The organism is Pseudoalteromonas sp. KS88, from assembly GCF_004766475.1.
In the GTDB taxonomy this organism is placed as follows: Bacteria; Pseudomonadota; Gammaproteobacteria; order Enterobacterales; family Alteromonadaceae; genus Pseudoalteromonas.
Window position 1 is genome coordinate 18,263 of sequence record NZ_PYHV01000024.1, and the last position, 24,198, is coordinate 42,460.

The 24,198-nt window shown below is 39.7% G+C and carries 21 protein-coding genes and 1 tRNA gene; 13 read left to right on the forward strand and 9 right to left on the reverse strand.

Annotation, left to right across the window (positions count from 1 at the left end; translation table 11 throughout):
• Window positions 1-75: 75 nt before the first annotated feature.
• Window positions 76-804 carry a sulfate transporter CysZ gene (gene cysZ / locus C7Y70_RS15940; protein ID WP_135475800.1) on the reverse strand — a complete coding sequence of 243 codons (729 nt, stop codon included), beginning with the start codon at window positions 802-804 and terminating at the stop codon, window positions 76-78.
• 232 nt (window positions 805-1,036) lie between these two features.
• Between cysZ and C7Y70_RS15945 the strand changes: the two genes are divergently transcribed.
• Window positions 1,037-1,657, forward strand: coding sequence for a sulfotransferase (locus tag C7Y70_RS15945; protein ID WP_099296042.1), 621 nt, complete (start codon window positions 1,037-1,039; stop codon window positions 1,655-1,657).
• A 14-nt stretch (window positions 1,658-1,671) separates the two neighbouring features.
• Here C7Y70_RS15945 and C7Y70_RS15950 read toward each other — a convergent pair whose 3' ends face one another.
• Window positions 1,672-3,045, reverse strand: a complete 1,374-nt coding sequence (locus C7Y70_RS15950) for a hypothetical protein (protein ID WP_135475802.1) — start codon at window positions 3,043-3,045, stop codon at window positions 1,672-1,674.
• A gap of 208 nt (window positions 3,046-3,253) precedes the next feature.
• Here C7Y70_RS15950 and C7Y70_RS15955 point away from each other — a divergent pair, with 208 nt between their 5' ends.
• The 3 genes from C7Y70_RS15955 (at window position 3,254) to speB (ending at window position 6,755) form a co-directional block, all read left to right on the forward strand.
• Window positions 3,254-3,715 (forward strand): GNAT family N-acetyltransferase, encoded by a 462-nt coding sequence (locus C7Y70_RS15955; protein WP_135475804.1) that lies wholly within the window; start codon window positions 3,254-3,256, stop codon window positions 3,713-3,715.
• A gap of 201 nt (window positions 3,716-3,916) precedes the next feature.
• Entirely contained in the window at window positions 3,917-5,830 is a 1,914-nt protein-coding gene (gene speA, locus C7Y70_RS15960) for a biosynthetic arginine decarboxylase (RefSeq protein WP_135475806.1), read from the forward strand.
• Between the two features lies 1 nt (window position 5,831).
• Window positions 5,832-6,755, forward strand: coding sequence for an agmatinase (speB, locus tag C7Y70_RS15965; protein WP_135475808.1), 924 nt, complete (start codon window positions 5,832-5,834; stop codon window positions 6,753-6,755).
• A 45-nt stretch (window positions 6,756-6,800) separates the two neighbouring features.
• Here speB and C7Y70_RS15970 read toward each other — a convergent pair whose 3' ends face one another.
• The 3 genes from C7Y70_RS15970 to C7Y70_RS15980 are packed head-to-tail and all read right to left on the reverse strand — an operon-like array spanning window position 6,801 to window position 9,225.
• On the reverse strand, window positions 6,801-7,094 hold the full coding sequence (locus C7Y70_RS15970) for a hypothetical protein (protein ID WP_135475810.1): 294 nt from the start codon (window positions 7,092-7,094) through the stop codon (window positions 6,801-6,803).
• Window positions 7,094-8,128, reverse strand: a complete 1,035-nt coding sequence (locus C7Y70_RS15975) for a M48 family metallopeptidase (RefSeq protein ID WP_135475812.1) — start codon at window positions 8,126-8,128, stop codon at window positions 7,094-7,096. The genes C7Y70_RS15970 and C7Y70_RS15975 overlap by 1 nt, the downstream gene beginning before the upstream one ends.
• Complete coding sequence (locus C7Y70_RS15980; protein ID WP_135475813.1) at window positions 8,128-9,225, reverse strand: YjgN family protein; 1,098 nt, start codon at window positions 9,223-9,225, stop codon at window positions 8,128-8,130. Before C7Y70_RS15980 ends, C7Y70_RS15975 begins: the two co-directional genes overlap by 1 nt.
• 166 nt (window positions 9,226-9,391) lie before the next feature.
• On the opposite strand from C7Y70_RS15980, the gene C7Y70_RS15985 reads away from it, so the two are divergent.
• The 9 genes from C7Y70_RS15985 to msrB all read left to right on the forward strand — a co-directional run bounded on the left by C7Y70_RS15985 (window position 9,392) and on the right by msrB (window position 18,809).
• Window positions 9,392-10,123, forward strand: a complete 732-nt coding sequence (locus C7Y70_RS15985; RefSeq protein WP_135475815.1) for an RNA methyltransferase — start codon at window positions 9,392-9,394, stop codon at window positions 10,121-10,123.
• An 80-nt stretch (window positions 10,124-10,203) separates the two neighbouring features.
• Window positions 10,204-13,599, forward strand: a complete 3,396-nt coding sequence (locus C7Y70_RS15990) for an AAA family ATPase (RefSeq protein ID WP_135475817.1) — start codon at window positions 10,204-10,206, stop codon at window positions 13,597-13,599.
• A 38-nt stretch (window positions 13,600-13,637) separates the two neighbouring features.
• On the forward strand, window positions 13,638-14,375 hold the full coding sequence (zipA, locus tag C7Y70_RS15995; RefSeq protein ID WP_135475819.1) for a cell division protein ZipA: 738 nt from the start codon (window positions 13,638-13,640) through the stop codon (window positions 14,373-14,375).
• Between the two features lie 90 nt (window positions 14,376-14,465).
• Window positions 14,466-16,487 carry an NAD-dependent DNA ligase LigA gene (ligA, locus tag C7Y70_RS16000; protein ID WP_135475821.1) on the forward strand — a complete coding sequence of 674 codons (2,022 nt, stop codon included), beginning with the start codon at window positions 14,466-14,468 and terminating at the stop codon, window positions 16,485-16,487.
• Window positions 16,480-16,824: a DUF3392 family protein gene (locus tag C7Y70_RS16005; protein ID WP_135475823.1), complete on the forward strand. Its 345-nt coding sequence runs from the start codon at window positions 16,480-16,482 to the stop codon at window positions 16,822-16,824. The genes ligA and C7Y70_RS16005 overlap by 8 nt, the downstream gene beginning before the upstream one ends.
• Window positions 16,824-17,330 carry a DUF2919 domain-containing protein gene (locus C7Y70_RS16010; RefSeq protein WP_135475825.1) on the forward strand — a complete coding sequence of 169 codons (507 nt, stop codon included), beginning with the start codon at window positions 16,824-16,826 and terminating at the stop codon, window positions 17,328-17,330. Before C7Y70_RS16005 ends, C7Y70_RS16010 begins: the two co-directional genes overlap by 1 nt.
• Window positions 17,323-17,763 (forward strand): hypothetical protein, encoded by a 441-nt coding sequence (locus C7Y70_RS16015; RefSeq protein ID WP_135475826.1) that lies wholly within the window; start codon window positions 17,323-17,325, stop codon window positions 17,761-17,763. The genes C7Y70_RS16010 and C7Y70_RS16015 overlap by 8 nt, the downstream gene beginning before the upstream one ends.
• An 87-nt stretch (window positions 17,764-17,850) precedes the next feature.
• Entirely contained in the window at window positions 17,851-18,360 is a 510-nt protein-coding gene (locus tag C7Y70_RS16020) for a peptide-methionine (S)-S-oxide reductase (RefSeq protein ID WP_135475828.1), read from the forward strand.
• A gap of 8 nt (window positions 18,361-18,368) precedes the next feature.
• Window positions 18,369-18,809, forward strand: a complete 441-nt coding sequence (msrB, locus tag C7Y70_RS16025) for a peptide-methionine (R)-S-oxide reductase MsrB (protein ID WP_099296025.1) — start codon at window positions 18,369-18,371, stop codon at window positions 18,807-18,809.
• A gap of 7 nt (window positions 18,810-18,816) precedes the next feature.
• On the opposite strand, the gene C7Y70_RS16030 is transcribed toward msrB, so the two are convergent.
• The 4 genes from C7Y70_RS16030 to C7Y70_RS16045 form a co-directional block, all read right to left on the reverse strand.
• Window positions 18,817-20,775, reverse strand: coding sequence for an ATP-binding protein (locus C7Y70_RS16030; protein WP_135475830.1), 1,959 nt, complete (start codon window positions 20,773-20,775; stop codon window positions 18,817-18,819).
• An 11-nt stretch (window positions 20,776-20,786) separates the two neighbouring features.
• Window positions 20,787-22,142, reverse strand: a complete 1,356-nt coding sequence (locus tag C7Y70_RS16035; protein WP_135475832.1) for an extracellular solute-binding protein — start codon at window positions 22,140-22,142, stop codon at window positions 20,787-20,789.
• A gap of 53 nt (window positions 22,143-22,195) precedes the next feature.
• The gene (locus tag C7Y70_RS16040) at window positions 22,196-23,842 is read right to left on the reverse strand and encodes a tetratricopeptide repeat-containing response regulator (RefSeq protein WP_135475834.1); all 1,647 of its coding nucleotides are present in this window, start codon (window positions 23,840-23,842) and stop codon (window positions 22,196-22,198) included.
• Between the two features lie 197 nt (window positions 23,843-24,039).
• A tRNA-Glu gene (locus tag C7Y70_RS16045) sits at window positions 24,040-24,115 on the reverse strand.
• Window positions 24,116-24,198 lie beyond the last annotated feature (83 nt).

Below are 24,198 nucleotides of genomic sequence, written 5' to 3' on the forward strand. Positions count from 1 at the left end.
AACCAGAGTTCAGGTTAAGTAAGTTTAAAACGTAAAAAGCACAGCCATCGCTGTGCTTTTTTATAGTTGATTGAGTTAATCTCGGTAATTAGGTCGGTAGTTATCAACCCATAGGCGCGTTGCACCACACACTGCGACAGGCATAACAATTAGATTAACGATTGGAATAGCCGTCAGCAGCATCACAGCAAGACCAAAACCGTAGGATAAGCCCTGCTTTTGCTTTAAATTTTGTTTCATCTGCTTAAAGCAAATTTTGTGGTTATCAAATGCGTAGTCTTTATATTGCACCGCATACATCCAGCAAGTAAACAACACCCATAGCACTTGGCCTATCACAGGTAATATCCATAATAAAATAAAGAAACCAATTGCGCGGGGTAGGTAATAACACAGCTTGGTCCACTCGCGGCCCAGCATGCGGGGAACATCTTTGACTAAGTCAGCGAAGCCATCATCATTAATTTTTTGGCCCGTTAAATAAAGCTCTACCTTTTCACTCAGCAAGCCATTAAAGGGTGCGGCAATAAAGTTTGTGATTACACTAAACAGCATACTGTAACTAAATAGAATAACTAAAATTGCAATGGGCCACATTAACCATTCTAGCCAACTCAACCAGCTTGGCAGCATATTGTTTAAATAGGCAAACCCTTCAGTTAGCCAGCCGTATAAAAAAAACAGTGAGCTACCAAATAGTGCAATATTGATTAATAAAGGAATAAATACAAAACGTTTGAGACCTTTTTGAGTGATCAACTTAAAACCGGAAAAAAAATACTCCATACCTTGAGTAAACTGCACGCTAAATACCTCAGATCATTTTTATCATTAAGCGCAGTATAAATCGCTCAGTTTTATTGAACAGTATTTTTAGGTAACAAAGTATTTTTTCTTTCGTAAAGCGGGGGGAGAAGCGGAGTTTAGCGGTGTATAACGTTAAAAAATTTAATATGCGCAAATACTATTATAGAGTTTAGTAGGTTTAGCTCGATGATCCCGATATACTGATGTCCCTTCATTTTGAGCAATAAGCATGTCTAAAATTTTTATTATTGGTTTACCACGAACAGGTACAACCAGTATTAGTGTCGCTTTATTAGAGTTGGGATTAAAAGTGGCTCACACAGCTTTCACCAAAAAAGCGTTTGAAGTGGCTGATGCGATATCTGATGCGCCGTGTTTTAGTGATTATAAACAGCTGGATGCGCTATTTCCTGGGTCTAAATTTGTGTATTTGAATCGCGATTTGGATAAATGGATCCCATCAATTACCATGCTACTTGAAAAAATGGCACCGCATTTAGAGCTAAAAAATGGGCATTTTAGCCCGGTGTTAAAGCGCAGTTTTCACCAGACCTTTCCTAACATTCACTCGCAATGTGAGCACACTTTGACTAGTTATTACCGTTTACATCAGCAAGGGGTATTTAATTATTTTAAAGACCGCGATGACTTTATTTCACTCGATGTGAGTCACTCGGGGAGTCTCTTAAAGTTAAAACAGTTTTTAGGGATGCCTGCTGAAGGTGAGCCAAACTTCGCGAAACTAAATGTGGGGCGCAATGTTGCTAACTGGCGTGAATATAAACATCCCAACAAAGTGAATGCTAACTTAGCAGGATTAGAACATCGAAAATTTTTTGACTATTGCTGATTATAGCCTGAGCGCTACTTTGTGATATTCGCTGATTTGTGATTATGACCATTACTAAAGAAAGTAAGTTTATCAATAAGATCAGGTACTAGTCGCTGGCTATTATATTCAAAGATTTTATTCATTTGCTTGGAGTGGAATTGTCCTTCTATCTGGGAAATATTATTTTGTGCCCACACTTGAACTGAGTTTGAGTGATTAAATTGCTCAGGCATGGACTCTTTGTCATTGAGTAGTGTTTGCCACAACTCGCTTTGGATCTGTGTGGGAGTACCGGTAAACTGCTCTAGAGTGTCATTTATCCAGCCCATCCCTATTGTGTCGTAAGCATTTAAAATAGTGTTATATAACTCACGCCTATTTGAGTCTGAGCTAATATTGTCTTGTTGGGCGACAAATTTACCATTATCCATTTGGTAATATTGCTTATTAGCTTGATAGTTAGTTTGCTGTGCTAAGTAGCTCAGTAAATTAAGTTCGCTGTCTTTATCAACCTCACTTACCATCGCTAATACCTCATCAGTTTGATGGGCTTTAAGTAAGCTCACCATATCGATAATACTACTGCTTTGCTCAAGGTTACTTTGAGATAAATGACTATTAAGTTGAATAAGCTGATCTTCGCTGAGGTTTTTATTCATTAATAAATTTGCATAATCAATGACCAATTCATACTTGGCTAGATTAGAGCCATAGTTTGATTTAAACCAGTTAACATTATCTGGTTTACTGATCATTTCTACTATTTCGTGACCATGTTTATTTTCACCGACAGGTGATATCGGTTTTGTATAATCATTTCCTTGCTGCACAAGTGTGCTCATAGTCTCGAGCGTCGAGCTAAGCTCATCAGCAGATTGCTTACTTAATGATGAAATGAGTTGTTCACTAATGTTTTTATTATCCATGCCAATATAATGGCGCGAGCTTGCGACCATAAATTCAGTAAATATAGCGAGTTCCTCATCCGACATTTTTTTAGTTAAATCAAGTAGCTCAGATGTTGGCTTTAGATGTTGAAACATTGTTTGTAGTTCACCATCAAGGCGTTCAACCTGGTCTAAAAACGCATTGATATCGTCAGGGTTGGTAAACTCACCATATCGATACGTTTGTTCTACAAAGGGCTTATTGATATCTAATGGACTAGAGGCAATACCATATTTTTTCATGCCAACAATATGATGAGGACTGTATGTTGTGGCAGTATTTCGGCCTTTGAAACTGTTCAATAGCAGTTCACTTTCAGGCCCTTCTTTAGCGATTATATAATTACGCATAGAGTCTGCTTCATTTACTTTTACAGTCGCTGTAGGGGGAGTATTAGGTCTGTGTTGCTTAATCTGATCAGTCAGTTGCGAAAAACCTGCAGTATTGGAGAGTTTCATCGTTAATCCTTTAACATATCCGGCTGTACTATTTATCGTCCAAACAGGCTAAACCTTGAGCTAGATGGGTTGATTTTTATCGTAGTTAATTTGATTAAAAATAATTTAAACGTTTAAATAAAAGAAAAACAAGGCGAACAAGGTTGTTCATTTGTTACAATTCGGTATAGTTTGACAACAAATTTTTAATATAAAATTGAGATGTTCTATGCAGTTAGTCGATTTAAACCCCAATGACCAGGATGTGATTAATGTTTTTACCGATATCGACCGACTTATTTGTTCCTTATACCCAGTGGCGACCGCGCAGTCTCTTACCTTAGAAGAACTAAGCTTAGATAATGTGTATGCCATAGGCCTTAAAAACGAAGATGGCATTGTTGCCTGTGGTGCTATTGTTATGCAATTAGACACCCCCCCTTATGGTGAAATACGCCGCTTGTATGTAAAACCTAGCTATCGTGGTAAAGGTTTATCTCGGCGCATAATGCAGATTTTGTTGCATCATGCAGGCGAAGAGCAGATTCCTTTAATTCGTTTAGAAACAGGGCCTAAGCAAAAAAAATCAATCTGTTTGTATGAAAATTTAGGCTTCCAATCATGTGGCCCGTTTGGTAACTACAGTGAAAACCCGCAAAGTTTGTTTATGGAACTGGGCCTGAACCAATAACGATTAAAATACCCCCCTAATTGTTTGGTGCTTATGCAGCTTTAAGCACCTAACCGTTTCTTTTTCTTCTCTTGTTTTAGCATCTTAAAACTCACTCGTTACGAGTAAAAATACTTGTTGGACTTAAGCCTATTTTTTCCTTTTAATGCGCGCAATTAGCCGACAATGATCTCGGCATCATTAAATAAGAGAGAAAGATAAATGAAAGATACAACATCACTAGAGCAAGCTCGCACGAGTTACAATGTTCGTCATTGGAGCCAAGGTTTTTTTGGTATTAATGATCAAGGTGATGTGTATGTTGCACCCAAGGTTGATGCTCCAGAGCAAACCATTGCATTAATTGATATCGCCAAACAACTTGAAGATAAAGGCTTGAGCCTGCCTGCTTTGGTGCGCTTTCCGCAGATTTTGCATCATCGCGTACACAGCCTATGTGCAGCTTTTAATACTGCAATTGAAAGCTACAACTACCCTAAAGATTACCTATTGGTTTACCCAATAAAAGTAAATCAACAACGTGAAGTGGTTGAGGAAATAGTCGCCAGCCAAGCAAATATTGAAAAGAAACAACTGGGCCTTGAAGCTGGTAGTAAGCCAGAGCTATTGACTGTACTAGCATTGGCAGAAAAAACCAGCGCCGTGATTGTGTGTAATGGTTACAAAGATAAGGAATACGTGCGTCTTGCATTGATTGGCGAAAAGCTAGGGCACAAAGTGTATATCGTGTTAGAAAAGCTCTCTGAGTTAGACATGGTACTTAGCCAAGCTAAAGAGCTTAATGTAAAGCCACGTATTGGTATTCGTGTGCGTTTGGCGTCGCAGGGTAAAGGTAAATGGCAAGCCAGTGGTGGCGAAAAATCAAAGTTTGGCTTATCGGCATCACAAGTATTGCATGTGGTAAATAAGTTAAAAGAAACCGACCAACTTGATTTAGTGCAGTTAGTGCATTTTCACCTAGGCTCGCAAATGGCCAATATTCGTGATGTACGTTTGGGCGTGAGTGAAGCAGCGCGTTTTTACTGTGAACTACGCAAATTAGGTGCTCAAATCGAGTGTTTAGATGTCGGTGGTGGTCTGGCGGTTGATTATGACGGCACACGAAGCCAGTCGCATAACTCAATGAATTACAGCTTAGGTGAGTATGCCAATAACATTGTTTACACCATTGGCGATATTTGTAAGCAGTACGAACAACCGTTTCCGACGATTATTTCGGAGTCTGGCCGTGCGCTAACTGCTCACCATGCGGTACTTATTTCAAATGTAATTGGCACCGAAAGCTATGTGCCAGAGGACATTCAAGCACCAGCGGATGATGCACCGTTATTACTGAAAAATATGTGGCAGTCGTGGCAGCAATTACATGTGTTGACTGATGACCGTGCATTAATTGAGATTTATCATGACAGCCAAGGTGATTTAGCTGAGGCGCATAACCAATTTGCAATGGGATTATTAGATTTAACTCAGCGTGCGTGGGCGGAGCAAATTAACTTACGTGTATGTTATGAGCTTAACAAACATATGGATAATAAAAACCGTTTTCATCGGCCTATTATTGATGAACTTAATGCACGATTAGCGGATAAGTTTTTTGTTAATTTTTCATTGTTTCAGTCACTACCTGATGCGTGGGGAATCGACCAAGTGTTTCCGGTATTACCATTAAGTGGTTTAACTGAAGCGCCACAAAAGCGTGCGGTGTTGCTTGATATAACTTGTGATTCTGACGGTGCACTTGATCATTATGTTGATGGCCAAGGCATTGAAAGTACTCTACCGGTGCCAGAATTTAGTGCTGAAAAACCGTATTTAATGGGCTTTTTCTTAGTGGGTGCCTACCAAGAAATACTGGGTGATATGCATAATTTATTTGGTGATACCCACAGTGCGATGATCACAATGGATGAGCAAGGTGATGCCCGTATTGTAGAAGTTAACCAAGGGGACACAGTGGCCGACATGATGCGCTATGTACACTTGGATGTTGAAGGCTTTCAGTCTTCTTATGCGCAGCTGGTGGCCGGTAAATTACCAGCAAACGAGCAGCAAAGTGTGCTTGACGAGTTACAAGCTGGTTTAGACGGTTATACTTATTTAGAAGAGCTTTAATATGACGACCTTGTTTGATCATACCGATCACTCATTGTACTCCAATGGCATGACGTTTTTACGCCAGCCCATGGTGCAAAATATCACAGACATCAACGCAGATGTGGTAGTGCTAGGCTTACCTTTTGATTTGGCGACGTCGGGTCGCCCTGGTGCGCGCTTAGGGCCTGATGCAATTCGTCGCGCATCGGTGCATTTAGCGTGGGAAGAAACAAAATACCCGTGGACGTTCCCTTTGTTTGAACGTTTAAAGTTAGCCGATGCTGGGGATTTTACTTACCCAGTTGGCGACCCTGAGTATTTTACCGCCCAGCTTGAATTAGCCGCGGAGCAAATTTTACGTCAGGGTAAAACTTTACTCGGCCTAGGAGGGGATCACTTTGTTACTTTGCCGTTACTGCGCGCCCACGCTAAACGTTTTGGTAAAATGGCTTTAGTGCATTTTGATGCGCATACAGATACCTATAGCAATGGCTCGCGTTATGATCACGGCACTATGTTTTATCATGCGCCAATGGAGGGGCTGGTAGATGTAGAGCACAGTATTCAAATCGGTATTCGTACTGACTTTGATCAAAGCAAGCATGAATTTGCCGTCATTGATGCCATGACAGCAAATGATTTATCGGCGCAAACCATTGCTGAACAAATTTTAGCGCGGGTGGGGGAGTTACCTGTGTATGTTACTTTTGATATTGATTGTTTAGATCCCGCATTTGCGCCAGGTACAGGCACACCAGTTTGTGGCGGACTGAGCAGCGATAAAGTGCTTAAAATCTTACGCGCTCTCAAGGGAATCAATATAGTGGGAATGGATGTTGTAGAAGTGTCGCCGTCGTACGATCAAAGTGAACTCACCGCGATAGCAGCTGCGACCATTGCCAATGAATTACTGTATTTATGGACGTTGAAACATAAGTACTGATTGAGCACTGTAATAAAAGCGCCATGTAGGCGCTTTTTTCATAATTCACTTGAACTTCATATTGTGTTTTTTTGCATAGGCCAAACACACTGGAACTTCTATGAGTATGTAGGTTAAAAACGTGAACCAAAACCAATTAACCTTAAAGATTAACCAACTAAACTCAACGCCAGAATCATAATAAAGACTCCCTGCAACGACTAATGTGATAGTTGTTGCGAAAAGGTCTTGGCTTGATACTTTTACAAAATCATTGCCAGCAAAACGCGGGTAAATAACCCCATAACCTAGTGCGATTACGGTAATAACCAATGTAATTAATGTTAACTCAGGTGTCATTATGGTGTGTACTGCCTCGCAAAATCAATGCGTTCTTGAGAACTAGGATGTGTAGATAAATATTTAAGCCACGACTCATCAAGTTGCGCTTGCTCATCTAATTTGTTTTGCAGTGCTTGTATAGCATCGGCAAAATCATCATTAGAATAACCTAAAGCAATTAATTTCTCGATAGCGTATTTGTCTGCTTCACGTTCCATATCTCGTGAAAACGCTTGCTGCAAAAAAGAAGAGCTAGAGCCAAGTACGACTTCAGTGATCCCTTCTAAGTCTCCAAAAATAATCGCTAACACTATGGTGCTAGCAGTTGCTTGCGCCGCTAATCGAATACCATGATGGTACTGAACATGGCCTATTTCATGAAGCAAAATTGCACGCAATGCATCCGGTTTATCTTTGAGTAAAATGACTAATTCATCGGTAACAATGACTCGGCCATGAGGTAACGCGAATGCATTAGCAGAAAAATAATCTGATTGATAAAATGACAGCCTAAACTTTTTTTTATCTAACTGAAGGTCATCAAGCATAGTATGCCACTGTTGTTGAATAAGCGCTTGTTTCTCACTCGGAAGCTGAGTTGGCTCTAACGCTATTTTTTCAATTACTTGTAAACTTTGTTCACCCATAGCTTCTACCATTGAAGGAGAGGCTAAACCAACACTGTATACAGCAATAGCAGGTATGCCACGATAGAGAATAAACCACAGCAACAGCGGTATTAAAATTACTGAGGCCAAAATAAGTAGTTTATTTTTTTCTAATTGCTGCGCTATGCCATGGCTATGATGAGTAAACGGCCATTGAAAATTCATATCATCAGGTATGAATCGCCCACCATCAGCAAAACACACAGCAGTTGCAATACCTGGCAAGGGACTATCAAATGAGCAATCTAGATTTGAAACCGAAACGATAGAATTCGTCTGGTTATCAAACAATTGTATTTGCTCGTCATTAATTACAGCGCTGCACTGAATATGTTGGCTGCGACTAGGGTAATAGTAGCAGCCTGTTGTTTGGGTTTGATTCATTAGGTAAGCGATATATCAATGTCGAAAACGTTTGCAGCTTCTTCTGCAAAGGACGACTGCTGTTGCTCTGCAGTATCAATAATAGCTATTGCGCCATGATAAATGGTTACCTCAGTAGCGGAGCAAAGCAAACGGGCTTTTCGTATTTTCGCCCATGGGTAAGCCATTCCTAAAGTAAAAATGATAGCAAATGCATTGGTAAACAACAGCATGGCGTATTGAACAGCTTTTAAATCTGATTTAAAGCTCGCCACGTCTTCGAATTCGCTATTGTTTAAAATATGATTGCGGATAATAGACTGATAAACAGCACTCACTAAGGTCAAAAATGCTACATATAATGCAGCGATTAAAACAGGGAAAATTATAGTTGATGGGTGAATATTTTCGGCATCGATAGCACCAATTCCCATTGCTGTGCCTGTCAAACCTAAAATTATACCAAAAATAACCAAACCGGCTATGGTAACGCCAATGGTTATTAAAGCAGCCATGTAGTATTTCTCACCTTGAAGATTGACTGTAATTGGCTTGTTACCGTAGCTGATGTTCTCGTGCATATATTGATCAATGCGTTTTAGTGCGTATGGCAGCAATAGGTAGAGAGTAAAGATACTCGCAATGGGTAATATAATAAAATTGATAAATGCTTCACCGTAGTTACCGGCAAAAGCAAACCGCACATTACGATGTCGAGTCATTCGCATGTTAAACCTAAGGCCCTGATTAATAATCCAAGGCATCGCGAACAATAAGCAAATTGCTAATAAAATACCAAAGGTTGGAAAAAATTGTATAACAAGACTGTAAATCACAAACACAGCAACAGCCAATATACGGCCTTTTAATATTTGTATAGGCGTTGCCAAGTAGTCAAAGCTGTGGCCGTCTATTGATGTATTACTATAAAAATATCGATAAGTACGTACTTTTGCCCAAGCAGAGTAGATACCTAAGGTGAGTATGCTCAGTAGAATATTCACTGTCCAAATACCAAAAAACTCACCAGCTTTACCACTGAATTTTACTCTGTCTTGAGATATTATTTGTGGTGAAGGGGCGTGCGTTGTATTGACTGGAGGGGTGGTTGTGTCCATGTTATTTCCATATCCTTAAATTAGGTCCAGAAATCTACTAAATAATTGCCTTTTTATCAATCAAATTATACTGCAATGGCTGATTTACAGTATTTTTTTAGACTTTTCAATTTTAGAACTCTCCCCTAAACCTGTTATACTAACTGCATCATTTTATGGGGCTGTTATGATTTCAAAAAACCAACTCAAGTTAATTCGTGCATTAGGGCAAAAAAAGTACCGAAAGCAATACAATCAATACCTTGTACAAGGTGAAAAAAATGTACTTGAGTTGTTAGCGAGTGATTTAGCGGTCGTTGATTTATTTGCTACGTCTGCGTTTATTAATCAGCATCAGGCTCAATTTAATAAAGTGAGTATGATTGAAGCGGATGAATACACCTTAACAAAAGCCAGTACTTTGGTTTCGAACAATGCGGCGATTGCGGTTGTGGCGATGCCTAAAGTGGAGCTACCGAACGCGCAAGGGTTAATCTTAGCGCTAGATGGAGTGTCTGACCCTGGTAATTTAGGTACGATCATTCGTGTTGCTGATTGGTATGGTATAAAACATATCGTGGCAAGTATCGATAGCGCAGACCCTTACAACCCAAAAACAATCAGTGCCACAATGGGCTCATTTGTGCGTGTTGCAGTGAGCCAGGTTGATTTACCTTCTTATTTAAAAACGCTTAACTTGCCTATATATGGTGCATTTTTAGAGGGTGAGAACCTACATAAGACTGAATTATCGCAATCATGTGTGTTACTTATGGGCAGTGAATCTCATGGAATTCGCAGTGAGTGCGCTGAACTGGTAACAAACAAAATAACCATTCCTGCTTTTGGTGCGGCCGAATCGCTCAATGTCGCGATGGCAACAGGGATTATTTTAGATAACTTTAAACGCCAAGCTTAGATTTTGCATTTACTTTTGCTGTCTATAACAGTTACATTTAATCGTTAATAATTAATAATAAGATTCGGTAAACCAAATAGATGCGTTTGAGCACCATAAAATTAGCGGGCTTTAAATCCTTTGTAGAGCCCACTAAAATTCCATTTCCTGATCAAATGACGTGTGTTGTTGGCCCCAATGGCTGCGGCAAATCAAACGTGATTGATGCAGTGCGTTGGGTTTTAGGTGAAAGCTCAGCAAAAAACCTGCGTGGTGATGCCATGACCGATGTTATTTTTAACGGCTCCACTAATAGAAAACCTATCTCTCAAGCATCTGTTGAGCTCATTTTTGATAATACTCAAGGCCATCTACCTAATACCTTTGCTGATCGTAATCAAGTTGCTATTAAACGTTTAGTTACTCGTGATGGTCAATCGCTGTATTTTTTAAATGGTAGCAAGTGTCGTAAACGCGATATTACCGATATATTTTTAGGCACAGGGCTCGGCCCGCGCAGTTATGCGATTATCGAACAAGGGATGATCTCGCGTTTAATTGAGAGTAAGCCTGCTGATTTACGTGTTTTTCTTGAAGAAGCTGCCGGGGTATCAAAATACAAAGAACGACGAAAAGAAACCCAAACCCGCATTAAAAGCACCCGTGAAAATCTTGAGCGTTTACTTGATGTGCGCCAGGAGCTGCAAGCGCAAGTTGATAAGCTCGCTTTACAATCGGTTGAGGCCAAAAAGTTTAAAGAGTTAAAAGCCCAAGAACGCACATTGAAAGGGCAAATTGCGGTGTTAAAGTGGCAAAAGCTGCACCAACAACAAGTAGATAAAAATCAGCAAATAGCTAAATTAAATGAACAAATTGATTTTTATAAACAAGCCAATGCAGGCCACGATGACGTATTAACGAGTCTTGAGCTTCAAGTACAACAGCGCCAACAGCAGTTAGCTGATTCGCAACAAGCGCAACATAATACCCATACCCAACTGACACGCATTGAACAACAACAAATCAGCCTAAAGCAACAGCATCAAACATTAAGTCAAAGTTTAATTAAGCAGCAAACCCTTCAGTTGCAAAGCCAAGAGCAGCAATTGCAGCAGCAAGGACATACGAGTGAGCTGGCTGAGACCTTACAAAATGCCATAGAACACACACTTATCTGTGATGAACAAGTGACGCAAATTGCTGAGCAAGTAGAGCAATCTCAACAGCAAAAAAACCTTGCAAATAGCCAGTATCAAGAGCTAAACGAGCAACTTCAAACGGTATCAAATAACCATAATAAAGAACTCAACACCCAAGCACAGCACCAGCAAAACCTGCATTATATCATTAAACAATTGGATGATATTGAACAGCAATCGGCAGAGCTTGCAAAAAATTCAATTGCAAAGCAGCTAGATGAACAACATACGTTAATGCAATCTTTAACCAAAGAACTTGCAGCAAAACAAAGCGCACTAAACAAGACAACGCTCAGTGCTCAATCCGCTTATGATGCATTAACACAAAGCCAAATTGCGCAGCAAAATGAAGCGCAAGCAGTAAATGAGAATAAAGCCAAAATTGCCGGTTTAAGTAGTATGCTTAAGGGTGACAATAATCAAGATACAGGCACTTTATTAGCGCAACTTGAGGTAAAGTCTGGTTATGAACAGGTAGTTGAACAGGCCCTTTTGAATTTAACACACTTAGCTGTTAAACCAGCCGCTGATAACAATAGTGTTTGGCTCCGTACAAATAATGCTAAAGCGGGTTCCGTTGCAGCACTCATTGACCGCGGTGTTTACCCAGATTTATTAGAACGTATTGCTTTTGCAGATAATTTTGAGCAGAGTATATTTGATGATGAGTTTTGGCTTGCGGTTATTGACAGCAATGCCAATATAAATGGGCGTAACTGGCATTTAAGTAATCATGGCGATGCTGAAAGTTCTTTGCTGCTCAAACATAAGCAGCTTAATGATGCTAAAGAGTTGGCTACCTCATTGCAATCACAGCTTGAAAGTGCGCAAACAGTGGTAAGCGAAAATAAATCCGTACACAGTAATCTTTTGATACAAGTAGATGACTTAAAAGATGCTGTACACCAATTGGCACAAAAAATAGCGGCGGCCAGCACTCGCCGCGATATGCTAAAAGAACAATTAACTCAGTGGCAAACCCAACAAGAAAAACTCTCTACTAAGCGTCAAAGTTTACTTGATGAACAAGTAACTATTAACGCAGCTATGCAGCAGCAACAACAGCTTATCGAACGTATAGAACAACGACAGCAGCAATTATCAGCACAACGTGAACAAGCCAAACAGACACAGCAACAGTGCGATAATGAATACCAGCAGCATAGTCGTGTATTTGAGCAATATAAGAGTCAAGCACATCAAGCTAACTTAGCGGAGCAAACAGCGCGTAGCGAGTGCCAGCTAAGTGAAACTAAGTTACAGCACGCTTTGAGCGCATACAACACCGCCAGTGAATCGGTAACAGAGTTAACTAATCAAATTGAAGAGTTAGTGATCCCACTTGAAGAAAGTGCCGAGAAAATACTATTACTGCTTGAGCAGCACCAACAAGGAGAAGCTGAGCTAACTAATCTAAAAGCTGGTTTAGCGGATGCAAAAACGGCGCTATTGGATAAGCAAACCACACTCAAATCATCACAAGGTGAATTAAGTAGTTTACAAGAGAAACTCCAAGCTTTAGCTCTTGAAGAGCAAAGCCTGATAGTAAAAGCGCAAGCCGCGCTTGAGCCATTGGCTGAACTTGAGCAAAATTTAAAAGCAGTATTGGCGCAATTACCAGAGTCAGCTAATTTATCTACAATGCAAGCACAGCTTAATCGGATAGCGCAAAGTGTGAATGAATTGGGCGCGGTAAATCTAGCGGCAATCGATGAGTTTGACCAAGCTAAGCAACGCAGTGAGTACTTAGAGCAGCAACTGGAAGATTTAACGAATGCACTTTCAAGTTTAGAAGGAGCAATTCATAAGATTGACCGTGAAACCAAAACGCGTTTTAAAGCAACGTTTGACCAAGTTAATCAAGACTTCGGTGAGCTATTTCCTAAAGTGTTTGGCGGCGGTAGCGCATACCTAGAATTAACCAGTGATGATTTATTAGAAAGTGGTGTTAGTATTATGGCACGACCGCCTGGTAAGAAAAATTCAACAATTCACTTGTTAAGTGGTGGAGAAAAAGCGCTGACCGCATTATCATTAGTGTTTTCAATATTCAGGCTCAATCCAGCTCCTTTCTGTATGCTGGACGAAGTTGATGCACCACTTGATGATGCGAATGTTGGCAGGTTCTGCCGTTTAGTAGAGGAAATGTCACAATCTGTGCAATTTATCTACATCAGCCATAATAAAATTGCGATGGAAATGGCAGGACGATTAACTGGTGTTACAATGGCTGAACCGGGCGTATCACGCATGGTTGCAGTTGATATTGAACAAGCAGTGCAAATGGCACATGCATAATACTATTTTTGATAGAACAAATAATAAAAGGTGAGGGGATGGCCGAACAATTAAGATGGGTTTTAATTATTATCAGTGTAATAGTCATTGGTGGATTATTAATACATGGCCTATGGTCAGTTCGTAAAAAAGAGGCACCCACGACTGCGCCGAATGAGCGTGTTGAACCAACTGAACAACCATCAGTAGAGCAGCATTCTGAGCCTTTACAAACAGCTCAAACTGAGCGTGATGAGCCACAATTTGGCGATCTCAGTTTTTCAGCTGATGATGTAAATGAAGTCGAGCAATCGGGTGAAGCTGATACTCAGCGCTCTAGTGAGTCAGTTGATGAAGCTCAGGCAGAGCAAGAACAAGAAACTCCTCCTGCTGACTTTATTATCGTTCACATCCAAATGCCTGAAGGCATGGCGATGGAAGGCAGTAAGTTATTACCGGCAATCAATACACTCGGTTTTAAATACTCAGAGGAAGGTTTTTTTAATCGCCACCTAGACCCTGCGGGACTTGGGCCTGTGCTATTTCGCTTAGTAAATATGTATAACCCAGGTACGTTTGATATCGATAATATGGAACAATTTAGTACCGCAGGTATTAGCTTATTTATGACTTTACCGTGTGACGGTGACGGCCTTGCAGCATTCAATATGTTGCACAGTGCAGCGAAGAAATTAGCGGATGAATTTGGTGCCACAATATTAGATTCTCAACGTGAAGAAATGACTGTTGAAAGCGTGCGCGAGTACGTTGAAAAAGTGAGAAGTTTCAGCGCTTAATAGCTTATTCAATAAATTAACTTTTTAAGAATTTTTAAGCCACTAGGCGATAACTCGTTTAAGTGGCTTTTTTATGTTTTAGAGGCCAATATGTCTACTCCAGTTTTAACGCAAATTAGTGCGCTTCGTCAGCAATTAGATGATCATAACTATAACTATTATGTGCTCGATAGCCCGTCGATTCCGGATGCTGAATACGATCGGCTTTTACGAGAGCTAAGTGCTCTAGAAACCGCTAATCCTGAGTATTTTAGCGCAGACTCTCCAACGCAGAAGGTCGGTGGAGCTGCCCTTGCCAAGTTTGAACAAGTTGCTCATCAGGTGCCCATGCTTTCACTTGATAACGCGTTTAGTGAAGAAGAGTTTGCCGCTTTTAACCGCCGTGTCAAAGAGCGGTTAATGGATAACAGCGAACTAACTTTTTGTTGCGAGCCAAAACTGGATGGCCTTGCTGTCTCTATTTTGTATCGGGATGGTGTGCTTGTTCAGGCCGCCACTCGAGGAGATGGCCAAACGGGTGAAAACATTACTCAAAACGTAAAAACGATTCGTAATGTACCGCTTAAATTACGCGGTACTGATTACCCACGTGAAATAGAAATCCGGGGTGAAGTATTTATGAATAGCGCTGGATTTGACAAACTTAATGTTGAAGCTGAAAAACGCGGCGAAAAAGTGTTTGTTAATCCACGTAATGCTGCGGCTGGAAGTTTGCGCCAATTAGATTCAAAAATAACGGCAAAGCGACCACTGATGTTTTATGCCTACAGCATTGGCGTTGTGACTGAAGGTGAGTTACCGAGCGATCATTATCAACAATTGGCTAAGCTTACTGATTGGGGCCTACCACTTTGCCCTGAGACCAAGCTGGTGGAAGGTGAAAAAGCGGCGCTTGATTATTATCAAGATATTTTAGAGCGTAGAAGCAGCTTAAAATATGAAATTGATGGCGTAGTTATTAAACTCAACAACAAAGCAATGCAAGAGCGTTTAGGCTTTGTTGCCCGCGCACCGCGCTGGGCAATTGCTTATAAATTCCCTGCTCAAGAAGAAATTACTCAGTTACTCGATGTTGAGTTTCAAGTAGGGCGTACCGGTGCAATCACTCCTGTCGCAAGACTTGAACCGGTATTTGTTGGTGGTGTTACAGTCTCTAATGCAACATTACACAATGGTGATGAAATTGCGCGCTTAGGTGTAAAAGTGGGCGATACCGTTATTATCCGCCGTGCTGGTGATGTTATTCCGCAAATAACGCAAGTTGTACTTGAACGCCGCCCTGATGATGCCAAAGACATTGTTTTTCCTAAAGCGTGTCCTATTTGTGACTCGCACGTTGAAAAGGTCGAAGGAGAAGCCGTTGCGCGTTGCACGGGGGGCCTTGTTTGCCAAGCGCAACGTAAACAAGCGATAAAACACTTTGCTTCTCGTAAAGCACTCGATGTGGATGGCTTGGGCGATAAGATTGTTGATCAGTTAGTCGATAGAGAGCTGGTTAAAACACCTGCTGACTTATTTATTTTAAAACAGGGTCATTTTGAATCACTTGAACGCATGGGGCCTAAGTCGGCTAAAAATTTGGTTAGTGCTTTGGAAGATGCAAAGCAAACGACGTTAGCTAAATTTTTATACTCACTGGGTATACGTGAAGTGGGTGAAGCAACGGCGCAAAACTTAGCGACTCACTTTTTAACCCTCGAAAAAGTAACTCAAGCAAGTATTGAAGCCTTGGTTGAAGTGTCAGATGTAGGCGAAATTGTTGCAAAACATGTGAGTAGTTTCTTTGCAGAACCACATAATACAGACGTAGTTAATGCGCTTATTGAACAAGGTATTCACTGGCCAGAGTTAGCGCCTGTAAGCGTTGATGAGCAACCACTTGTGGGGTTAACCTATGTACTCACCGGTACACTCAACGAACTGAACCGTAACGATGCAAAAGCACGTTTACAAGCATTAGGTGCTAAGGTCTCTGGCAGTGTTTCAGCAAAAACAGATGCACTTATTGCGGGTGAAAAAGCGGGCTCAAAGCTTACTAAAGCACAAGATTTAGGCATTGATATCCTTACTGAGGATGATTTAATTGCGCTACTGGCGAAACACAATGGATAGCGCACTTGCTGTATTTGAAAGTACAGCATTGAGCTTTGGCCAGTGGCTAAAGCCGTACCTGTACAATATAGCCTTGTTGTTGGTTGTGTGTTTGGTATCTCTATATGCCAATGACATTATCAAAGTAACTAAACGCTTTGTTGCAAGGCGGCATTTTTTTGTCAGAGTCGCTGTATTTGTTTTAGTAACCGGTTTTGGTTTTGGCTTTTTGGTGGTATTTGCAACACCTCTATTGAGTAAACTGTTATTGTTTTTTGGTACACAGTTGTTAGGTCTCATGGTGATATGTGCTTTTACTGTGTTAGGTGTTATTGCTGACAAGAAGAATCAATTGTAATGCGTTATGGTCCAGAATATTGGGATAAATACGGTACTTACCGTACGCCGATCGCATTTCATTTAAGTTTACTTGTGCTATTAAGAGCCTATTTTATTTGGATAATTGCGGCGTTAAGCCGCCGTCCTGAATTAGATATTATGTCTTTGGTTTTTCGCTCTAAATATGATTTTTTTAGTGCGTTGGCAATTGGTGCGCTAGCAATCATCCCGGCAGTCATTTTTTGCTTTAGGCGGCCACAAAAAAATAATGTTGCATCAGCGCGTTTAGCAAAACTATGGCGTTTTATGCGTTGGCCTTTACTTGCCTGTGCTGCACTAGATTTAGGTTGGTTGGTTATTCAGGCGGCCCATAGTTACTATCAATTTTCGATGTTTTTGGCGTTGCAAATGGTGGTCGTACTGTGGGTACTACTTTATTTAGCAAAAAGCCGTTATTTGACAGTGTTTTTTAATGATTGGCCTGATCCAATTACTGAAAAAAAGCAGAGTAGGCACAATGAATAAGATTAATCTACGTATTGCCTTTGTGGTTGCTATTGTTGGTTTATTACTCGCTATAATAGCAACATTTACAGCAGTATTGCAGCAACCGTGGTTTATCTTCGTTGTTGCTCTGTGGGTATTCACCTTCTGCTCAGCCAGCTACCGACTTACATCACTTTTTAAAATGCGTAACCCTATCTGTGACTTTTTAAAGCGAGATACGCAGCATATAATATTATTCAGTCTTAATGGTTTTTTTGATAGTAAAAGCGGTCCGCAATGGTTGGTAGTAGAGAGTATTAAACGTATTGAAATAAGAGATGATTATATTTGTTTTTTTAATCAGGATGAGAGTGACTTCAGTGTGAGCTTACCTGCAAGTAAAGCTGAGTTAGAACACTATTTGCATCGTTTTTTTACCCGAGAAGAATGGCAATCAATTACCTTATATTGAAATGAACAGCAAGTATGGCCGGTATAGTAAAGAGTTACTTTATTTATTTTCTATTAAACAATAAATCGACTTTTTAGGAGCATTGCCATGCGGCAAACAGTGGGGTTAGGCGGAAGTTGCCATTGGTGCACCGAAGCTATTTTTGCGTCCTTGATAGGCGTTGTGCGTGTTGAGCAAGGCTGGTTTAAAATAGCTGATACCACTAGCGATTTTAGCGAAGCGGTAAGGGTCACATTTGATTCTGATATTTTAAGTTTAACAGACTTAATTGCTATCCATATTGATACCCACAGTGCTACTGAGGTGCATAGTATGCGTCATAAGTACCGTTCGGCAGTTTACACATACAGTGAGCAGCAAGCTCTACAGGCACATATTGCCATTCATGAAAAACAGAATGACTACAGCAAACCCTTAATTGTTCAAGTGCTTGCGGCAGGTGAGTTTAAACATTCCCCTGCAAAGTACCAAGACTATTATTATAGTAATCCGCATAGGCCTTTTTGTGAAATGCGGATAAACCCTAAATTATCAAAATTATTAGCGCATTATCGTGATAATGTAGACCTTAATAAACTTTCTCATCTAATTTTGTGAGGTTAACGATGTTAAATTGGAATGATATTTTAAATTTTGCTAGTAAAGGTAACCCCGAGCCAAGTCGAAAAGTTGAGAAGACTGATGCTCAGTGGCGTGCTCAACTAAGCGATGAAGCCTTTTATGTTACACGTAACAAAGGAACTGAGCGGCCACATAGCTCAGACAGCTGTACTTTATTTGAGCCTGGTGAGTATGCCTGTGTATGCTGCGAAAATGTGCTATTTGAAGGGGATGAAAAATTTGATAGTGGCACTGGCTGGCCATCATTTACACAACCTGCAAAAACAAACTCAATTGCTTACATTAGTGATAATAGTCATGGTATGCAGCGGATTGAAGCTGTTTGCAATGTTTGTGATGCGCATTTAGGGCATGTATTTCCAGATGGCCCAATGCCTGGTGGTTTACGCTATTGTGTTAATGCTTTATCACTTAAAAAACTTTAAATAGTGTTTAGTCGGGAGGCGTTATTAGTTGAGCAATAGTAAAAATTAAATGCTCCCGACAAATAGGTTTTGTAATGCAGTAATCGGTTAATTGAGTAAATTCAAGTTGTTCATTTTTCAGTGCTGAAGCGGTTACTGCAATGATAGGAATATGTTTATATTGTTCATTTTCACGTAAGGCTCTAGTAGCCTCAAGCCCCCCCATAACCGGCATTTTCATATCCATGATGATGAGTTCAGGCGGACATTGAGCTATTTTTTCTAAAGCAACTTTGCCATTTTCAGCTTCTTCAATTTGAAATGGCCAACGAGATAAAAACGACACTAAAAAATCACGGTTGTAAGCAATATCATCAACAATTAATATTTTATTTGGGCCAAACCTATAGCTCGCGATTGCTGGAAAGTTATTTTGGGTTGCGACTGCCTCATGTTGCGCGTAAGCAATATCAGGAATTTCAATCGTAAACTCGCTACCTTTATTGGGTTCACTGGTCACATTGAGGGTGCCGCCCATAAGCTTAATAAACTTAAGTGATATAGTAAGCCCTAAACCGGTGCCACCGTATTCATCACTTTTTTGACCTTGCGCTTGCTCAAATGCATTAAAGATATTTTGTTGTTGATCTTTGGCAATGCCTTTTCCTGAATCAATCACTTTTATAATTAAACTAACATGATCGCCGGTATTATTTACGTTAGCATCAAAAATGGCCCGCACATAACCTTGTTGGGTAAATTTTATAGCATTACTAAGTAAGTTAATCATAACTTGGCGAAGTTTGTTGCCGTCAAGTAGAAGGGCTTTTTTGGCATTAGCCGTACATTTAATCGTTAGCCCTAAGTCTTTTTGTGCGCATTGTTGCATAAACATCATAGACAGCTCATTACACATTGAACTTAGTTCTACATGATCAAGTTCTAGGTGCATTTTACCCGCATCAATTTTAGAGATATCCAAAATGTCGTTGAGGATATTCAAAAGCGAATTGCCTGAAACAGTAATGGCCTCTAAATAACGTAATTTGGTTACGTCAATTTCTCTATCTTGTAAAAGCTGACTAAATCCAAGCACCGCATTTAAAGGGGTACGAAGTTCATGCGACATATTGGCCAAGAATACACTTTTAGCCTGATTAGAGTACTCCGCCTGTTCTTTTGCAGCTAAGTACTCTTGGGTACGTGTTGTTACTATTTCTTCAAGCACCGATTGTTGCTCATGCATGTTATTGATTTGCTCTCTTACGGCGGCTCGCATCATTTTAAACCCACTTGCCAAAGTACCAATTTCATCTTGGCTGTTAATGTGGATAGGGTGGTCTAACTCACCTGTTGTAATAGCGTGCGAAAACTCAACGAGTTTATCGATAGGTTGCAAGATAATTTTGCGAATTATTATATAAGCTATTATTAGTGCGGTGGATAAGTAAATGGCAAATAATGAGATTGCATTGGTTATGATGAGCTTTATTTTCTCTGCTAAATCATCACCCGCAAAGCTGACAATTACAGAGCCAATTTTATTTTTGTTATGGTTGTTAACAGGGATCACGACATCATAATGACCGTCTTTACTTAGTATATTTTGTTGGTTTTTCTCAATGGCTTGTAAGAGGGCATTATCAGTGATGACTTTAGACAGTTGTTCTCTATCTATATGCGCGACAATGTGCGCTTTGTTATCAACAAAATATATATTTGTTAAATTGTTAAAGTTATTTTGTGTGATTAAATCAGTTAATGCGATAGCTTGAATCTTAAGTACCCAACTGTCCTTGTTACTATCGGTCGTAAGCTGATCTATTTCAACAAGCATGGGCGTTACGATAGCTGAGGCTTTTTCGCTCATATTTAATAATGTTTGATTTTTTAACTCAATGACATGCAAACCCGTACTAACACCTAAAACGAGCGTGATGGTAAAGCCAATTATCAATAAGATTTTATGAGCAATAGTTAAGTACATAGGCGTAAAATTTATTCTTTTTTGTTTAGTAGGGAATCAATTTTTTTATTACTGCTATCTAAAGTGTTTTGAATATCCGCACCATAAAAAATTTGACTGTATGCATGAGAAATTATTTCACCAATTTCAGGGAATAACGTAATTCCCGATTGGATATAGCTGGGTGTGGCATTTTCAAAAACCCACAACATTGTATTATTGAACCCCGGTTTATTTACTAAGTTAAATAACTGCTCCTGCCAAATTTGCATACGTGGAGGTGACCCACCAGTACTCAACAACATGGCAGTTTGAGCACTTGTAGCCCATTGTATAAACAACCAAGCAGCTGATTTGTTTTGCGAGTGTGCGTTTATTGCCAGGGCCCAAGCCCATGGAGAGGTTTCTCTTGAAAAAGGCCCTTTAGGCAGTGGGGCTGCCTCCCATTTGTCCCAAACGATAGATTCATTTTTGGTGTCTATTTCATTATAAAAATGTGAAGCAATAAAAGCCGACGCCAGTTTGCCTTCTTTAAACAGCTTACGTATTTGATAAAAGTGCAATGTACGACTATTCGCAGGGTTGCCGTAGCCTGTAACTAAATCACGATAAACTTCAATGGCGTTATAAGCGCTTTGTGAGTTACTGGTTGCTCTAACTTCGTCAGTAACTATCTGTGCACCATAAGAGCGCATAATCGGTAAAACAGTCCATGTATTTAAACCAGCCCCAGGCATAGTTCTTGATGCAAATGCATGTACATCGCTATACTCAGGGTGTTTATCGAGCGCCTGCTGAAGAGCAATCTTGGTTGTTAATAATGCTTCATAGGTATCTGGAACATCAAGATTGAATTTGTTAAATAAGTCTTTTCGGTAAAAATATATTGGCGCAGAGAAATCAAAGGGCAGAGATAGAAGTGTACCGTCTATTTGGCATAGAGACAGGCTATTTGGGCTTATATCTGTCATTTTATACCAGCTTTGATCGGTTAATAGTGGGCTGTTTAAAAAACGAGCAAGGGGTTCTAAATAATTATTTGCATGGGCTTGCCCCAAAAAGGTAACGCCCATTGGTATCACATCATATAACCCCAGCCCTTTACTCAGGTCAATTGCTCTGCGATGGCGCATTTTGGACTGCTCTAATGCATGGAATCCAACAGAAATCCCTGTTAGCTTTTCAAATATAGGTAAGTATGGCTTTAACGCCATAAATGCAGGTTGCTCATCTGCAAGAACATTAATATGAGTGCCTTCATATCGGCGCCAATCAATATTTGCTTTTTGCCAGTTGGCTAACGACGTTTTACTTTGTACGAGTTGAAAGGGGTTGGTCAAAGTACAACATGCAAGCAATAGATAGAGTATATTAAAACGGCGTTTCAATGTATTTCCCCTACTATGTTGTTTAAATTATGGAATGTTTATATTGTTATTAATTAACTATCTTTATCAGTTAATTTTAATCCCATCTCTTGTGCATTATTAACAATCTTATTGAAGCGTTGTTGTTGCTCAGCATCCAAAGATGCAGTTGATAATAGTGTATAGCACTTTTTTGCAGTAATTAAATTAAATGATTGCCCATTTTTTTTATTATCGTCAAATAGGCACTGCAGTAAGTTTAGTGCAATACTCGCATTGCGAGGCATGATTCTAAACGCTTGACTAAATGCCTCAAGCGCCGCATTTAATTGGCCTTTATTAAATTGAGTGACGGCATGATTATTAAGTTCTTTTGGTCCCATTTTTATGTCTCTGCGTTCAACTTGTTGCTGTTGAATATAACGCAAGTAAACGGGGTCACTTATATTTGGGTGACGTTCGCAATGATTAATGATTTGGTTAAATAAGTTCTGTGCTTTGACATGAAAGCCTAATTCGTGGAACGCTTTTGCTTTATCAAGCGCACCATCGATTGAGCGAATTTGATTTTCATCATCATCAAGTTGTTCAATTAGCTTTTTAGCTTTTTGGTGCTCATCTTTAAGGTAGTGTAAGCGAGCGTTTAAAACATCAATCTGAGTTTGATTATGACTATTTGGAAATTGATTTTTTAAGTCGCTCAAATATTTATTTGTTTGGCGTGAAATGCGTTGTATTTGATCGCTTTGATCTGTTGTAAGCGCAAAATCAATTCCAGCACGCGCTGCATTTAAATAGATATCAGGGTGGTCATGAATCGAATACTTAGCGTATTGAGCGATGTCTTTATGTGTTGTGTAGCTTTTTTCGTAGTCATGGTTCAGCATTGCAACGTTACTTAAAGATTTTTGGCGTTTTAAATTAAGTGGGGCAATATCTGCTGCTTCACTTAACAACTCTTGTGCAGACTCAAATTGGTTTAGCTTAACTTCTAAAGAGCCAAGTAAGTTTAATGCCACTAAACGTGTTTCGTTCTGAGTTAGCATTGTCTTAAGCATACGCTGGGCAAGGATATGCTCATTATTTGCAATTAAGGCTTCAACTAAACCAACTTTAGCCCATGTGAACTTTTGTATATTTAGTGCTGATTTAAAAAATGTTTTGGCTTCTTCATGGCGTTTTAGCCTAAGTAGTACATCACCTTTAAGGCGTAATAAGATTGCGCTGTACGTGTTTTGTTTACTCATTAATGATGCATTGATGTTTTTTAATGCTTTTGAATCATTACCATCATCAATCAAATTATATATTTTCTGTAAGTTACTTTTACGTAGCAATATTTTTTCAATACGTGTTTTTAAATCACTAATGGAAAATGGCTTAACCAAAAAATCATCAGGTTGGAGTTCAAGCACGCTGTGAACTAATGAGCCGGTTGTTTCAGCTGAAATGAAAATGAACCCAGTGGAGTTTTTGATTAACTGCTTAACTCTGAGCTCTTCATACAATTGGTAGCCATCTTGATGTTTGCTTAAATTAAAAGAGCATACAATAAGTTCAAACTGTTCAGTAAGACAAAGCTCTTTTGCTGCATTTGCATGCTCAGCAAAGTGCAATTGCCGAAAGCCTAACTTTTCAAGCGATTGTTTCATGTAGCTTTGAGCAAGCGGTTGCTCTTCAACTATTAGTATTTTTGCATTAGGAAAAGTCTTTTTCGACATTAAGCTTCGGACCATATGAATGTACCTTTGACTATAATAAACAGTCTAGCCGCTTACAAGGCAATTTAATATTTAATCACAGTAAATAGATCTTTATTTAATTGATAATTAAAAATAACTTGATTGGAAAAAGAAAAAAAGATAGTGCATAGGAGGTTATAGAGAAGTATATCCAATGACATAACACTTAAGTTAAGTGGCGTCCCCAAGGGGATTCGAACCCCTGTTACCGCCGTGAAAGGGCGGTGTCCTAGGCCTCTAGACGATGGGGACGCAGAAATTGGTTTGCAAATCACTGATTTGCTATTTCTTCGTAAGATGAGACCGAGCCTGTAAGGCAAATGGCATTATCTTTT

What these genes read in the sequence shown, in the direction of transcription:
- msrB (WP_099296025.1), top strand. Translation starts at nt 18,369, where the DNA reads ATGTTAAATTGGAATGATATTTTAAATTTTGCTAGTAAAGGTAACCCC.
- speB (WP_135475808.1), top strand. Translation starts at nt 5,832, where the DNA reads ATGACGACCTTGTTTGATCATACCGATCACTCATTGTACTCCAATGGC.
- C7Y70_RS15970 (WP_135475810.1), bottom strand. Translation starts at nt 7,094, where the DNA reads ATGACACCTGAGTTAACATTAATTACATTGGTTATTACCGTAATCGCA.
- C7Y70_RS16010 (WP_135475825.1), top strand. Translation starts at nt 16,824, where the DNA reads ATGCGTTATGGTCCAGAATATTGGGATAAATACGGTACTTACCGTACG.
- speA (WP_135475806.1), top strand. Translation starts at nt 3,917, where the DNA reads ATGAAAGATACAACATCACTAGAGCAAGCTCGCACGAGTTACAATGTT.
- C7Y70_RS15955 (WP_135475804.1), top strand. Translation starts at nt 3,254, where the DNA reads ATGCAGTTAGTCGATTTAAACCCCAATGACCAGGATGTGATTAATGTT.
- C7Y70_RS15975 (WP_135475812.1), bottom strand. Translation starts at nt 8,128, where the DNA reads ATGAATCAAACCCAAACAACAGGCTGCTACTATTACCCTAGTCGCAGC.
- zipA (WP_135475819.1), top strand. Translation starts at nt 13,638, where the DNA reads ATGGCCGAACAATTAAGATGGGTTTTAATTATTATCAGTGTAATAGTC.
- C7Y70_RS15990 (WP_135475817.1), top strand. Translation starts at nt 10,204, where the DNA reads ATGCGTTTGAGCACCATAAAATTAGCGGGCTTTAAATCCTTTGTAGAG.
- ligA (WP_135475821.1), top strand. Translation starts at nt 14,466, where the DNA reads ATGTCTACTCCAGTTTTAACGCAAATTAGTGCGCTTCGTCAGCAATTA.
- C7Y70_RS16030 (WP_135475830.1), bottom strand. Translation starts at nt 20,775, where the DNA reads ATGTACTTAACTATTGCTCATAAAATCTTATTGATAATTGGCTTTACC.
- C7Y70_RS16005 (WP_135475823.1), top strand. Translation starts at nt 16,480, where the DNA reads ATGGATAGCGCACTTGCTGTATTTGAAAGTACAGCATTGAGCTTTGGC.
- C7Y70_RS16040 (WP_135475834.1), bottom strand. Translation starts at nt 23,842, where the DNA reads ATGTCGAAAAAGACTTTTCCTAATGCAAAAATACTAATAGTTGAAGAG.
- C7Y70_RS15985 (WP_135475815.1), top strand. Translation starts at nt 9,392, where the DNA reads ATGATTTCAAAAAACCAACTCAAGTTAATTCGTGCATTAGGGCAAAAA.
- C7Y70_RS15950 (WP_135475802.1), bottom strand. Translation starts at nt 3,045, where the DNA reads ATGAAACTCTCCAATACTGCAGGTTTTTCGCAACTGACTGATCAGATT.
- C7Y70_RS16015 (WP_135475826.1), top strand. Translation starts at nt 17,323, where the DNA reads ATGAATAAGATTAATCTACGTATTGCCTTTGTGGTTGCTATTGTTGGT.
- C7Y70_RS16020 (WP_135475828.1), top strand. Translation starts at nt 17,851, where the DNA reads ATGCGGCAAACAGTGGGGTTAGGCGGAAGTTGCCATTGGTGCACCGAA.
- C7Y70_RS15945 (WP_099296042.1), top strand. Translation starts at nt 1,037, where the DNA reads ATGTCTAAAATTTTTATTATTGGTTTACCACGAACAGGTACAACCAGT.
- C7Y70_RS15980 (WP_135475813.1), bottom strand. Translation starts at nt 9,225, where the DNA reads ATGGACACAACCACCCCTCCAGTCAATACAACGCACGCCCCTTCACCA.